This window comes from Aeromonas sp. FDAARGOS 1416, from assembly GCF_019048085.1.
Classification (GTDB): domain Bacteria; phylum Pseudomonadota; class Gammaproteobacteria; order Enterobacterales; family Aeromonadaceae; genus Aeromonas; species Aeromonas veronii.
Map to the genome: position 1 here is coordinate 1034854 of NZ_CP077301.1, position 12975 is coordinate 1047828.

Genomic DNA, 12975 nt, shown 5'->3' on the forward strand with positions numbered 1-12975 from the left:
ATGAGTTCAAACATGCAACAATCCCAAAGCCGGTCGCTTGTCGACTGGCTTTCTTATTTGGAGCAGATCCATCCGGTCAATATCGACATGGGACTGGATCGGGTCGGTGCCGTTGCCCGGCGTATGGGGCTTACTCAGCTGCCGTTCAAGGTGGTCACGGTGGCGGGCACCAACGGCAAGGGCTCCAGCTGTGCCATGGCGGCCAGCATTCTGATGGCCGCAGGCTATAAGGTCGGCGTTTACTCCTCGCCCCATCTGCTGCACTTTACCGAGCGAGTGCGGGTCAACGGGCAGGAGCTGCCCGACAGCGACCACTGCGCCGCCTTTGCCGAGGTGGAAGCGGCTCGCGGCGAAATTGCCCTTACCTTCTTCGAGTTCGCGACGCTGGCTGGGCTGTGGTTGTTCCGCCGCGCCGCGCCCGATGTGCTGCTGCTGGAGGTGGGGTTGGGTGGCCGGCTCGATGCCACCAATGTGGTGGAGTCCGATGTGGCGATGATCACCTCCATTGCCCTCGATCACTGCGACTGGCTGGGTGATACCCGTGAAGCCGTGGCGGTGGAGAAGGCTGGGGTCTATCGCGCCGGCAAACCCGCCATCAGCGGTGAGCCCAATCCACCTGCGACTATCGCGAGCGAAGCACAGCGTCTTGGTGCCAACCTGCGTCAGGTCGGTATCGATTTTCGTGGCGATGAGCGCGAGAGCGGTTGGGATTATCACGGCCTCAACCAGTGGCGGGATCTGCCAAAACCGGCGCTGCCGCTGATGAACGCGGTGACTGTGCTGGCGGCGCTGGAATCGCTCGGCTTGCCGCTGCCGGAGTCTGCCATTCGTGACGGGCTGGCCAATGCCCGGCTGGCTGGCCGGATGCAGCAGCTGCAAAGCGCGCCGCTGGTGATCGTCGATGTGGCCCACAATCCCCATTCGGCAGCTTATCTGGCAGCGCAATTGCGCAAAATGCCCTGCTCGGGTGTGCGCCGCGCCGTGGTCGGCATGCTCAAAGACAAGGACATGGCGGGGTCGCTTGCCGAGCTCGATGGTCTGATCGGCGAGTGGTATCTGGCCAGCCTCACCGGCCCGCGCGCAGCCACTGCTGCGCAGCTGGCTGCGGCGTTGGGAGAGGACAAGGGGCTTGCCAGGGTGTTTGATGATGTCAGCGCCGCTTATCAGGCAGCGTTGGCCGCATCGAGTCCGGACGATATGGTCATTGTGTTTGGTTCGTTTTACACTGTCGCCGACATTCTGGCGGGTGTCGCCGTCTAGGCCACACCCCGGCTCCCCGGTCTTCGGGCGGGGAGCCAAATCGCATATTGAGTTACGTAAAGGTAGGATTCAACTTGGCCTCGAAGTTTCAAAACCGTCTGGTGGGCACCGTCATCCTGGTGGCCCTGGTTGTTATTTTCCTGCCGGACTTGCTGGATGGTCACAAGCTGGCACAAAAGGAGGAGGCCTTTGCCAAGATCCCGCTGCGCCCCGAGCTGGAGCCTGCCAAGCCTGCGCTGCAGGTCTCGGCAGCCAACAGCCTGCCAGCCGATCATCTGGCCAGCCAGCAACAGGCCTCTGCGGCCCAGCAGTGGCAAGTGGAAGAGGTGGCTGACCCCATGACCCTCGCCGGTCAGGGCAACGGTGCGCAGCCGGCGACAACCCCTGCCGCACCGGCACCGGTTCAGCCGCAACAGAATGCCCAACCCAAGCCACAGCCCAAGCCGGAAGTGGTGGCCAAAAAACCGGTCGAACCGCCAAAGCCAGCACCCAAGCCGACGCCAGCCAAACCGGTTGAAGTTGCCAAGGCACCCACACCGACCAAGCCGCAGGCGGGTCAGATCAAGTCCCTCGACGATCTGATTGAAAGCAAGATGACTCAGCCGACCACTCCCGCGCCTGCTGCGGCACCGGCGCAGGGCAGCTGGATCCTTCAGCTTGGCGCCTTCAAGAACGTCGACAGCGTCAACGCGCTGGTGAGCAAGCTGCGGGCGGCGGGCTACTCTGCCCACACCTCGCCGCGCACACCGGTTCAGGGTCAGCTCAACCGGGTCTTTATCGGGCCGGATGTCTCCAAGGCCAAACTGCAGGGGATGCAGGGGCGGATCTCCCAGATGACCGGCCTCAGTGGCTCGGTGGTCTCTTACAATCCGTGACGGCTTGCAGTTGGCAATGGCCCTTTGAAACAAACACCGCGCTCCGTGCGCGGTGTTTTTTTATCTGGCTGCCGTGATTTTTAAGGTCGACGTCGTACAGGTCACCCCCCGGTTGGGATTTTCGGGCAGTTGGGGTAGTCTGAGCCCTTCTGCTACTCACAGGAGTTCAAGATGATCCTCTCGACGACCCCCACGCTGGAAGGCAAAACCATTCGTGAATACCGCGGCATCGTGGTTGGCGAAGCCATTCTCGGCGCCAACATTTTCAAGGATCTCTTCGCCGGGATCCGCGACATCATCGGCGGCCGCTCTGGCGCCTATGAAAAAGAGCTGGCCCGTGCCCGCGAGATCGCTTTCGATGAGCTCAAAGAGCGTGCCGCCGCCCTTGGCGCCAATGCGGTAGTCGGCATCGATATCGACTACGAAGTGGTGGGGCAAAACGGCAGCATGCTGATGGTCAGCATCAGTGGCACCGCTGTGGTGGTCTGATCGGGCCTCCGCCTCTGCATGGGCAATGAGCCGATAACCGGGTTATCGGCTTTTTTATTGCCTGTCTGATACGTGGTGGCTGGCAGGGTCATCACTTAAGTCATTGATTTTAAATATTTATATTTATTGATAATTCCACGGACCGGTTTTGTTTTTTTTCACTGGGTGGCCCGAGAGGGTCAAGCTAGAGTGCCGCCATCAGGAACGACACCGCTCACGGACGAGGTTCTCTTCTCTTGAAGGCGTATCACTATGAATCAAACACCCGCTCTGCTGACCCTTGTCATGTTGGCCATGACCGCCCATGCCGGCAGTGCCCTCGCGGCGCTGCCCAACTTCAGCGCCACTTGCCCCACCGATATCCGGGTCAAGTCGCAAGGGGGCAACGTCTTTATCAATGGCAAGAAGGCGACCCTGAAAACGCTGGCGCCCGCCGCCTATTCGGCCACAAACGGCAAGGTGGTCATCGGGATCACCTTCGATCTGCCCGCCAGCGAACCCATCCTGGATTACGTCATCAAGCATGATCGGCGAGCCCACGGCTTTTGCACCGTGCACGCCTGGTCGGCGGGCAAGGCAGCCGCACTGCCGATGGCCAAGGGAGACTCGCCCTATCAGGGCAAGTGGGTAGCCAAGAACCGCGAGACAGGTGCCACGGTGGCCAATATTCAGGTGGATGGCAAGGAGCAGGTGTGGGTCAACGGAGTCAAGGTGAAGGCCAAGCGGGCCGATGGCGCGCTGCAGTTTCGTCAGGGCACCATCCTCTACACCTTGCAGGGGGATCCGCGTATTCGCGATGAGAGCGACTGGAATGACAGCGATGTTCAGAATACCGGCCCCATCCGGCTCGAGTAACAGACACGCCGTGCCACGGCTTGGTCATTGATGCAAAAAACAGAGAGCGGCATGGCCGCTCTCTGTTTTGTTGTCTCTATTGGGTGATAGCCGTGCGGGGTTAGATGCCGTGGATGGCGTTGGCTTCCCCATACCAGTCCAGCTTGTCGGCCAGAGTGACCACCGAGCCGATGATGATGAGACTCGGGCTCTTCACCTGACGGGCCAGTTCGGCCAACTGCTGCAGCTCGCCGCGCACCACCCGCTGGCTGAGCTGGGTGCCTTGCTCCACCAGCGCCACCGGGGTGTGACCGGACATGCCGTGGGTTTGCAGCGCATCCTGAATGCGGGCGGCGTGGGCCAGCCCCATGTAGAAGACCAGGGTCTGGCGGGGGGCGGCCAGCGCCGACCACTCCTGAGCGATATTGCCCTCCTTGTCGTGGCCGGTGATGAACTGCACCCGCTGGGCGTGATCTCGGTGGGTGAGGGGAATGCCGCTGTAGGCGGCGCAGCCCGACGCTGCCGTGATGCCCGGTACCACCGAGAAGGGGATGCCCGCCTCAGCCAGAATCTCCAGCTCCTCGCCGCCCCGGCCAAAGATAAAGGGATCGCCCCCCTTGAGCCTGACCACCTGTTTGCCGAGACGAGCCTGCTCCAGCAACAGCTGGTTGATCGCCTGCTGGGGCACGCAGTGGCGACCCGCCTCCTTGCCGACAAAGATCCGCTCGGCATCCCGGCGCACAAGCGCCAGTACCTCCTGCGACACCAGCCGGTCATAGACCACCACATCCGCCTGTTGCAACTGTTGCAGACCGCTCAGGGTGAGCAGCCCCGCATCGCCGGGGCCGGCGCCCACCAGAGTCACGCTCCCCTTGCTCAGCACCGGCTCATTCAATAGCTCAGCGACGCTCTGCTCGGCGGCCTGTTGCTGGCCGCGGGCCAGCTGGCATGCCAGTCGCTCATGGCTAAAGAGCCGCTCCCAGACGCGGCGGCGAGCCAGCTTGTCCGGTATGGCCTTGACCCGCTCGCGCAGCTTGCCCGCCAGCGCCGCGAGCTGGCCGAGGTGTTGCGGCAGCAACGCTTCAAGTTTTTCCCGCAGCTGGCGGCTCAGTACCGGCGCCGTGCCTGCGCTGGAGATCGCCACCATCAGCGGCGAGCGGTCGATGATCGCGGGCATGATGGCGCTGCAGTGGGCAGGATAGTCCACCACATTGCAGAAGATCTGGCGCAGGTTCGCCTCGTGAAAGACCTGCTGGTTGACCTCTTGCTGGTTGGTGGCGGCGATCACCAGCCACTTGCCATCGAGCAGTTCGGGATGAAAGCCGGCGGCGCAAACGGTCAGGCGACCCTGCTCGGCCCAGCTCATCAATTGGGGTTCCAGGTGCGGGGCATTGATGGTGATCTTCGCCTTGGTATCGAGCAGCAGACGCGCCTTGCGCACCGCCACCTCACCGCCGCCGACGATCAGGACCGGCTTGTTTTGCAACTGACAGAAGAGAGGGAGAAAGTCCATAACAGGCTCCGGATGCTGGCCCGCTCGCAATGCCGCGCCGGGCGAGATAGCAGGGCACGCCGTGACGTACCCCGGATGGTCGGGGGAAAGATCCCCCGACGGGAATAAAAAAGGGGAAGGGTGATCTACGCCCGGGCCAACGACAGATCCCCACCGGTGTCGGCCACTTGATCACGCTTCCCCAAACGAGGTTTTTCCTATTGCACCGCTTTGACGTGCATGTTGGCGACGTACTGATCTTCGGCCCAGAAGATGCGGTCTGCGACCATGGCTTCCGGGTTGAGGGTTACGCCGCGCAGCACCCGCTCCTTGAACTTGTGATAACCGGCCCGGTCGATAAGGTGACCCATGTGCAGGTAGATGGGCTTGCCATCCAGCATCTCGGCCTCGAACTCGAAGAGGTTCTTGATCACCGCATGCAGCACCTCTTCGGTGACCCAGTTGAGGAACAGCTTGCCGGTACGGGGAGTCTTCTTGCTGGTGCGTCCCCCCAGCTTGACCATGTAGAGCTGCTTGGGAGCCCGCTGCCAGGCCAGGGTCGGGCAGGCCAGCACGCACTCGCCACAGCCGATGCACTTGCTCTCCTCTTTGACCGCCTTGCCATGCTTGATAGCGAGGCAATCCACTGCATGGTGGCTGCACGCCTTGACGCAGGCGCTGCAGCCGATACAGCGCTCGGCATTGAAATTGATCTTGGCGATGCCGAGGATGCCGAAGTCGGCCATGTTGGCCTTGGCGCAGTCGTTGGGGCAGCCAGCGATCACCATCTTGAGGTGATAGGGGTTGGGGTAGAGGTGCTTCTCCATCCGCTGGGCCAGCCCGGTGCAGTCGATATTGCCCTTCTGGCAGATGGTGTTGCCCTGACAGGCGACGATATTGCGCCCGCCTATGGTCTGGTAACCGGCTGTGGTGTCCTCTACCTCGATGCCGCAGGTCTCCACCTCGATCTCCTTGATCAAGGGCTCGAGGGCGGCGTTGACCTTGTCCATGTCCTGATACTTGATGCCGGGCATCGCCAGCTTCTGGCGGGTGGTGAGGTGGATCAGGCCGTTGCCGTACTGTTCGGCGATCTGCTGGGCCACTGTCAGCAGGTAGGCGGGCATGATCCCGCCGGGAATGCGTACGCTGATCATCGCTTCGCCGCGCACCTTGGAGAGGCGGTATTCGTTCTTGGCGCGGGCCTTGATGATGTCGATATCGAGACTCATGGTGTTCTCCTTCAGTCGATCAGATGCTGGGCCTGGTCAAAACGAAAGACCGGTCCATCCACGCAGATATAGGTGTCGCCCATCCGGCAGTGGCCGCATTTGCCCACGGCGCAGGCCATGCGGCGTTCGTAGTCGACCCAGATGCGATCCTTGGGGATGCCCCGTTCGAGGAAGGCAAGCACCACGAAGCGGATCATGATGGGGGGGCCGACCACGATCACCTGGATATCCTCCTTGTCACAGAGATCCAACTGGTCGATGTAGTCGGTGACCCGGCCGATGCGAAACTGCTCGCTCTCCTCACCCTCATCCAGTGTGACGATGAGATTCTGGCGCTCGGCCCAGAGCGGCATCTCGTGGCGATAGAGCACCGCCTGCTCGTTCTTGAAGCCGAGGATCATGTCGAGGGACTTCACCTGTTCCGGGTGTTTGCTGAAGCGACGCAGCAGCCCCTTGACCGGTGCGACGCCGGTGCCGCCTGCCACCACGATGAGGTGCTGGTTGTGATAGGCCTCCAGCGGGTAGCCGTTGCCATGGACGCCGCGCATCCACACCTTGTCACCCACATCGAGGGCAAACAGGGCATCGGTCACCTTGCCGACTTTGCGGATCAACAGATCCACATAGCCATCGCCATAGTCGGAGACCGAGATGGGCGCCTCGCCCACGGTGGGCAGGGAGATCTCCACAAACTGGCCGTAGTGGAGATCAAAGTCGCGGGAGACCCGAAAGTTCCACTCCAGCTCGGTGTGGCGCTCGATGGCCAGAATGGTGTAGGCCTTGGGCAGCAGGCGGTTTTCGACCACGTCCTGCTGCGGTTCTGCTGTTGCGGTTTGCTGGCACTGGCACATATCAGTTCGCCCCCTGCGCGTTGTCGGCTGCGATGGTCTGTTCGACCACATCGGTCATCTTGTTGATGATGTTGCTAAAGGAGATGTAGTGAGGGCAGCGATCGTCGCAGCGGCCACAGCCGACGCACATGTGCTCCTCCCCCTGACGGGCCTTGTAGTCGTTGACCTTGTGCAGGGCGCGATAACGCAGGCGCTCGCCATGCTTGGCGCGAAAACCGTGGCCACCGGCCATGTCGCTGAAGCCATCCACCATGCAGCTGGCCCACTGGCGACGGCGTTCGCCCTGCTTGGGGTTCTCGGCATAAGTGAGGTCGTGCACGCTGTAGCAGCTGCAGGTCGGGCAGGAGGTGGTACAGCGGCCGCAGCCGATGCAGCGGCTGTCGTACTCGGCCCAGACTGGATGGGCGGTGAGGATCTGGCGGATCCGCTGGGGGTCGTCACAGACGCTGTCCGGGGTGCGTACCTTGACCGGGTTGCTCTGGACAAATTCCGGGGTGAAGTCGTCGGATTCACCTAGCTCGGCAAAGTAACCGAGCAGCTCGGGATCCTTCACCTCGATACGGGCACCCTCATCGCTCAGACGAATGGCGGCGGCGTAGTCCCGGGTCTCGTTGCTGCCCATGGAGACGCAGAAGCAGTTCTCGAAGCTCTCGCGGCACTCCAGCAGTACCAGCTTGAGCTTGCTGCGCAGCCGGGCGTAGTAGACGTCGCTGTTCTGGCCATTTTTCAGGTAGACCTGATCCAGCCTGCGCAGAGCGTGGATATCGCAGCTGCGCAAGAACAGCAGGGTGGGCTTGGCCTCCACCTTTGATTCGCGCAGCTCCAGATTGTCGAAGTGGAACAGGGTCTGGGTGATGGGGAGCACCACCTCTTTCGGGGAGAAGTGGGACTTCTCCTGCCACACCAGATCGGCCGGATGGCGGATGCTGTGGTAGGTGACGTTGTCGGTGTCGGAGAAGCGGCCGCCCCGATATTCGGCCGCGGGCGCCATGATCCGGTAATCGGGCAGCAGCCGCTCGAACAGCTGCGCCAGCGCGGGATGGGTGAGAAGAAACGACATAAATAAACACCTTGTATGAGGGTGAGATGCCCTGGCATAGGGATGAGGCGCGGGCCGGTCAGGATGTCTGGCATCGGTTCTGGCCGCGCTTGCCTCGCCACGGTCTGTTTTTATGACTCATGTTGCTCAACTGACCCGATTGTTATTGTGTTGGCGGCGCGTGCGTCGCGGCAGGTCGGGTCATGCCTGTAAAACCCTTATCAATTGAGCAGGGCGGCCTGATAGCCTGCGCACTTGCCCATCACGTATCCCATCTCCAGCTTGTTGATATCGCGGGTGAAACGGGAGACGGGGAAGTAGTCGGCCGGGGCGATCACCTCGATCTGGCAGTCCTCCGGCGGATTGGCGATAAAATCGAGCGCCTCGTTGTAGCTGCGATCCCGCTGCTCCAGCGCCTGTGCCAGCGCGGGGCGGGTCTTGAGCAGAGTGCGGATCATCCAGGGGAAGGGCATCGGCTTGAGCCGATAGCCAAGGGGCTCGGAGAGGATCACCGTCAGGTGACGGGCTCCGCGGCGGTAGGCCTCGATCACCGGGATGGAGTCGGCCACCCCGCCATCTGTCATCGGCACCCCGTGCACCTCCGGGTATTCGTGGGAGGCGAGGGGAATGGCGCAGCTGGCGGGCAGCACCTCGTTCATGTTCTCCGGCTTGACCCGGATGTACTCCGCCTTGCCGGTCAGGGTATTGGTCACCACTGCATAGAAGGGGATGCCGGTCTCCCGGTAGGCGTGAATGTCTAGGGGATACTTGCTGCAGCTGGTGTTCCACAGCCAGTGGATATCCACCAGATTTCCCCCCTTGGCAAAGCGCAGGGGATCCATAAACTGCTGGCTGCACGCCAGTTTGGTCAGGATCTCGTGGCTGCGGCCATGCTGGCTGGCGAGATAAGCCAGCAAGTTGGTGGCCCCCGCCGAGACGCCGATGGCGAAGTCAAAGGGGCGATAGTCATGCTCGATAAACGCATCCAGCACGCCGCTGGCAAATATGCCGCGCATGGCGCCGCCTTCTACAACCAATGCGCTGGGGGATGCGTTTTTGTTCATGACAGACACCTCATTGATATGCGGGAGAAAAAGTGGGAAAGAGAACGTCCGGGCTGTCAGGCCGACCATTCTGACAACCAACCGGGGTTGGCCATCGCAATGAGGTCATTCTAGGAAGGGGATGGTGTTTAGAATATCTGTTAATAATGAATAAGGTGTTTTGTATTTCTAAACAACTGTAATAAACCCGTTGTGATCAAAGGGGTTGTGTAGGAGTCTCAACGACTCTGTGATGGCTGGATATTGGCAAGGATGAGTGTGTCATGACGTTATTGGTTCCCCCGCTGCTTAAACGTGGCGATACCATCGCTTTTTTCTCCCCCTCCAGCGCGGCGACCGCCTGGGCACCCACCCGTTTTGCCCGCGCAAAAGCCTTTCTTGAGGGACAGGGCTTTAGGCTCAAGGCGGGCAGCCTCACCGGCCAGCAGGAGCACTGGCGTTCCGGCTCCATTGCCGCGCGGGCCGAGGAGCTCAACGCCCTTATTCGCGACCCAGAAGTACGCTGCATCATGTCGGTGATTGGCGGCAGCAACTCCAACTCCCTGCTGCCCTACCTCGATTTTGAGGCGCTGAGGCGCGATCCCAAGATCATCGTTGGCTACTCCGATGTGACGGCGCTGCTGCTCGGCATCCATGCCAAAACTGGCCTGGTTACCTTTTATGGCCCGGCGCTGGTGGCCTCCTTTGGCGAGTTGCCGCCGCTGGTGGATGAGACGCTGGCCAGTTTTTTACAGATTGCATTGGCCGATGAAGCTGGCGTCCCCTGCACGCTGCCCACCCCGGCAAAGTGGAGCGATGAACGGCTGGACTGGGAGAACCAGACCCGGGCCAAGCAGTGCCAGCCCAATCAGCTGATCTCGGTGGGCTCAGGCCGGGTTGAGGGGCGACTGATCGGCGGCAACCTCAACACCATGGCGGGGATCTGGGGCTCCCCCTATATGCCCGTCATCGAGCACGGCGACATTCTGCTGCTGGAGGACAGCCTGAAATCTGCCGAGACGCTGGAGCGCTCCTTTGCTCACCTCAAGCTGTGCGGGGTGTTTGAGCGGATCGGTGCGCTTATCCTCGGCAAGCACGAGTTGTTCAACGATCAGGGTAGCGGCAAGCGCCCCCTCGATATCCTGCTGGAGGTGGTGGTGGAGCCGAACTTCCCCATTCTGGCGGAGTTTGACTGCGCCCATACCCACCCCATGCTGACGTTGCCGCTGGGTATCGAGGTGGCGCTCGATCTCGACCGCCAGCAGCTCAAGCTACTTGAGCCCTGGTGGCGAGTAGAATGAGGGCGAAATGAATGTCAAAAAATGGGTGTCAAAAAACAAGGCCGCTGATGCGGCCTTGTCTGTTGTTGGGGGATGACATTGTCAGGGCAGGGCATCGGGCCGGAAGCTGGCGCGGATCTGCGGCACCAGGCTTGATGGGTCGAACCCTTTCTCCTCGCCCAGCACCGGATGAAGCAGGGGCTTTTCTTCGATGGGAGTGATATCCCCCGCCAGCAGCTGGCGAGTCGCCTGACCCATCTGGTAGAGCTGGCGCACCGGCGCAAACTGGGTCGCCAGATTGAGGGGGTCATCGGCGCGGGTGAAGGCCATCATGGGGATCTGGTAGGTGGCATCGCGCGCCGGCTTGTCACCGTGAATCCCCTTGCCGGCGGACATCAAAAACGGCTGGTGATCGCCAAAGGCCACCACCAGATAGCGCTTGCCCGACTGGTCGAGGGTCTTGAGCAGCCGCTCCAGCGAGGCCATGGCATCCACCACCCCTGTGTAGTAGGTGTTGAGCAGCTGGGTGTCACTCTCGCTCTGGTTCGGGCAGGCGCCGCTGCGCTCCTGCCCTTGATAGCGGGGGCCATCGAAGGGGCCGTGCCCCTGCATGGTGACCGCATAGGCAAACAGCGGTTTGTCATCCTGTTCGCTGCGCTTGAGTATGTGGTCGATGAGCGCATCATCGGAGATATAGAGTCCCTTGTGCTCAAGGGTGGTGAAGCGGGTGTCGAACCAGCGCTCCTCATAGCCGAGCGCCGGGATTGCCTTGGCGCGGCCCCAGAATTTTTCCACATAGGGGTGGGCGAACAGGGTCTGGTAGCCGCTCTGCCTGGCGCTCTGGGCCAGTCCCGGCACCTGCTGCGAGAGGTAGTAGTAGGGCACCACCCCCTGCTTGAGCAAGCCCACCGGCAGGCCGGTGTTCATCTCGAACTCCGCCAGCACCGTCATGCCGCCGGTGGTGGGGGAGTGGATGGTTTTTTGCCACTGCTGCACGCTGGCGGGCAGGGAGAGGGTGGGGGCCGGGGCGCAGATCCGCCCCTTCCAGTCGAGCCAGAGCGACTCATATTGCAGCACGATCACCAGATCCCAGCGCGGCGCTATGCCTTGGGGCGGATAGCTCAGCTGCGGGGTCAGCTCGTTGATCTGCAAGGGGTAGCGAAACACGCTGCCGCTTTGCAGCATCTCGTCCACCAGATTGAACAGATAGAGGCCGGGGCCGGAGCGGATGATGTCTCTGTGGTAGTTGACCGCGCGATCCACGTAGCGAATGTTGGCCCCCAGCAGCTTGTTGCCGGTCTGGGTGGCAAAGACGCAGAGGGCAAAGAAGGCGACGGTGGCCGCGGCAGTGCGCAATACCCAGCGTGACAGGGCAAAGCGCCAGCAGAGAAACAGTGCCAGCAACACGGTGAAGATGGGCAGGATGGGGTGCTGGTCGAGCAGGATCCGCAGCAGCGCCAGCAGGTTGCCAAAATCGTCCCCGCCGAGTGGCACGCCGTAGATGGCGATCTTCATAAAGTTGGCCAGCAGACCGATGCCTGACAGCGCGGTAAAGACCAGCCCCATATAGAGGTTGAAGCCCGCCAGCGCGCAGAGGCTCCAGCCCAGCACCATGCTGCCCCAGGCCAGATAGTAGTGCTCCGGCCGAAAGCCTGACCAGAGCAGAAACTCCCCCAGCTTGAACACCACGAAGCCGTGCAGCAGCACGAAGGTGAGGTTGCCGAGCAGCAGGCTGCCGATGATCCGCCAGCGCAGGCTGCGGCGCAGCTTTGGCAGCACCGTTTTGAGCACGGCGGCGCTCAGGGCCAGCACCAGCGTCAGGCTCACCACCAGATAGGTGAGGTTGAAGCCCTGCTCCGGCAGGGTTTGCAGGATCTGGCTGAAATCGCCGCTCTCGGGGCGATCCTTGAGCAGCAGACCGATGCGCAGCTGATAACGGCTGGCCAGCGCATCATCCGGGGCCCGCAGGGTGCTGTTGAGATCCAGAGTGCAGCGGTTATTGCGGCACACCTGACGCTTATCCACCGCTTGACTGAGCTGGTCAATCCGCTCCCCCTTGTCGTTGAGCAGCTCTACCCGCACCTTGTCCCCCGCTTGCAGCGGCCCTCGCAACTGCCACTGGCTGCGCACCACCAGATAGAGGCCGCGGCTGTCGCTTTTATAGAGCAGGGCGTGGCGGGTGAGGGTAGCCAGCGGATTGTCGGCGGGGCCCAGCACCAGCGGCTGGGCACGGCCCAGCCAGCTACCGGGATTGATCAGCGGCAACAACAGGGTCAGCAGCAGCAATCCGCCCAGCAGGGCAAGCAGCAGAGAGGGCAGACTCAGGACGTGGGGGCGGCCTGAGGAGGGGCGATTCATATAAGCTCATCCTTTGAGCGAGTGAGGGAGAGATCGTTCATCCGCATAGAGTTTGACCCGATGGTGCGGGCCTTGCTTCAGCTTGTCAATTTAATGACCACTTAATGAATATTTGGTTACAGCTCGACCTTGCAAATTGTGATCCCGATCGAGGGGTTGTTCGGAATATGTGATGAAAGCGTCATCATGGGGTTTTGCCGCTGGCTTGGGAGGGATCTGCTGTTT

Annotated in this window: 11 protein-coding genes; 5 read left to right on the forward strand and 6 right to left on the reverse strand. The window is 61.6% G+C overall.

The window, feature by feature from the left end; translation table 11 throughout:
- From folC to I6L46_RS04655, 4 genes are all read left to right on the forward strand, one after another.
- Positions 1-1260: a bifunctional tetrahydrofolate synthase/dihydrofolate synthase gene (folC, locus tag I6L46_RS04640; protein ID WP_216977497.1), complete on the forward strand. Its 1260-nt coding sequence runs from the start codon at positions 1-3 to the stop codon at positions 1258-1260.
- 74 nt (positions 1261-1334) lie between these two features.
- Positions 1335-2135, forward strand: a complete 801-nt coding sequence (dedD, locus tag I6L46_RS04645; RefSeq protein ID WP_216977498.1) for a cell division protein DedD — start codon at positions 1335-1337, stop codon at positions 2133-2135.
- A 171-nt stretch (positions 2136-2306) separates the two neighbouring features.
- A complete protein-coding gene (locus I6L46_RS04650; protein ID WP_005333757.1) occupies positions 2307-2624 on the forward strand; it encodes a heavy metal-binding domain-containing protein in 318 nt (105 codons plus the stop codon).
- Between the two features lie 252 nt (positions 2625-2876).
- Positions 2877-3479 carry a hypothetical protein gene (locus tag I6L46_RS04655; RefSeq protein WP_139731061.1) on the forward strand — a complete coding sequence of 201 codons (603 nt, stop codon included), beginning with the start codon at positions 2877-2879 and terminating at the stop codon, positions 3477-3479.
- A 100-nt stretch (positions 3480-3579) separates the two neighbouring features.
- Here I6L46_RS04655 and cysG read toward each other — a convergent pair whose 3' ends face one another.
- The 5 genes from cysG to I6L46_RS04680 all read right to left on the reverse strand — a co-directional run bounded on the left by cysG (position 3580) and on the right by I6L46_RS04680 (position 9133).
- Positions 3580-4971, reverse strand: a complete 1392-nt coding sequence (gene cysG, locus I6L46_RS04660; RefSeq protein WP_216977499.1) for a siroheme synthase CysG — start codon at positions 4969-4971, stop codon at positions 3580-3582.
- Positions 4972-5168: 197 nt separating this feature from the next.
- Positions 5169-6179, reverse strand: coding sequence for a sulfite reductase subunit C (gene asrC / locus I6L46_RS04665; RefSeq protein WP_216977500.1), 1011 nt, complete (start codon positions 6177-6179; stop codon positions 5169-5171).
- Between the two features lie 11 nt (positions 6180-6190).
- A complete protein-coding gene (gene asrB, locus I6L46_RS04670) occupies positions 6191-7030 on the reverse strand; it encodes an anaerobic sulfite reductase subunit AsrB (RefSeq protein ID WP_216977501.1) in 840 nt (279 codons plus the stop codon).
- A gap of 1 nt (position 7031) precedes the next feature.
- The gene (gene asrA / locus I6L46_RS04675) at positions 7032-8090 is read right to left on the reverse strand and encodes an anaerobic sulfite reductase subunit AsrA (protein WP_139444257.1); all 1059 of its coding nucleotides are present in this window, start codon (positions 8088-8090) and stop codon (positions 7032-7034) included.
- Positions 8091-8290: 200 nt separating this feature from the next.
- Entirely contained in the window at positions 8291-9133 is an 843-nt protein-coding gene (locus I6L46_RS04680; protein ID WP_042053080.1) for a patatin family protein, read from the reverse strand.
- Positions 9134-9396: 263 nt separating this feature from the next.
- On the opposite strand from I6L46_RS04680, the gene I6L46_RS04685 reads away from it, so the two are divergent.
- Positions 9397-10413, forward strand: coding sequence for a S66 peptidase family protein (locus tag I6L46_RS04685; protein WP_216977502.1), 1017 nt, complete (start codon positions 9397-9399; stop codon positions 10411-10413).
- A gap of 81 nt (positions 10414-10494) precedes the next feature.
- On the opposite strand, the gene I6L46_RS04690 is transcribed toward I6L46_RS04685, so the two are convergent.
- A complete protein-coding gene (locus I6L46_RS04690) occupies positions 10495-12750 on the reverse strand; it encodes an LTA synthase family protein (RefSeq protein WP_216977503.1) in 2256 nt (751 codons plus the stop codon).
- Positions 12751-12975 lie beyond the last annotated feature (225 nt).

Excerpts from the sequence above, each read along its gene's own strand:
- folC (WP_216977497.1), top strand. The coding sequence starts at position 1 with ATGAGTTCAAACATGCAACAATCCCAAAGCCGGTCGCTTGTCGACTGG.
- I6L46_RS04650 (WP_005333757.1), top strand. The coding sequence starts at position 2,307 with ATGATCCTCTCGACGACCCCCACGCTGGAAGGCAAAACCATTCGTGAA.
- I6L46_RS04655 (WP_139731061.1), top strand. The coding sequence starts at position 2,877 with ATGAATCAAACACCCGCTCTGCTGACCCTTGTCATGTTGGCCATGACC.
- cysG (WP_216977499.1), bottom strand. The coding sequence starts at position 4,971 with ATGGACTTTCTCCCTCTCTTCTGTCAGTTGCAAAACAAGCCGGTCCTG.
- asrC (WP_216977500.1), bottom strand. The coding sequence starts at position 6,179 with ATGAGTCTCGATATCGACATCATCAAGGCCCGCGCCAAGAACGAATAC.
- asrB (WP_216977501.1), bottom strand. The coding sequence starts at position 7,030 with ATGTGCCAGTGCCAGCAAACCGCAACAGCAGAACCGCAGCAGGACGTG.
- asrA (WP_139444257.1), bottom strand. The coding sequence starts at position 8,090 with ATGTCGTTTCTTCTCACCCATCCCGCGCTGGCGCAGCTGTTCGAGCGG.
- I6L46_RS04680 (WP_042053080.1), bottom strand. The coding sequence starts at position 9,133 with ATGAACAAAAACGCATCCCCCAGCGCATTGGTTGTAGAAGGCGGCGCC.
- I6L46_RS04685 (WP_216977502.1), top strand. The coding sequence starts at position 9,397 with ATGACGTTATTGGTTCCCCCGCTGCTTAAACGTGGCGATACCATCGCT.
- I6L46_RS04690 (WP_216977503.1), bottom strand. The coding sequence starts at position 12,750 with ATGAATCGCCCCTCCTCAGGCCGCCCCCACGTCCTGAGTCTGCCCTCT.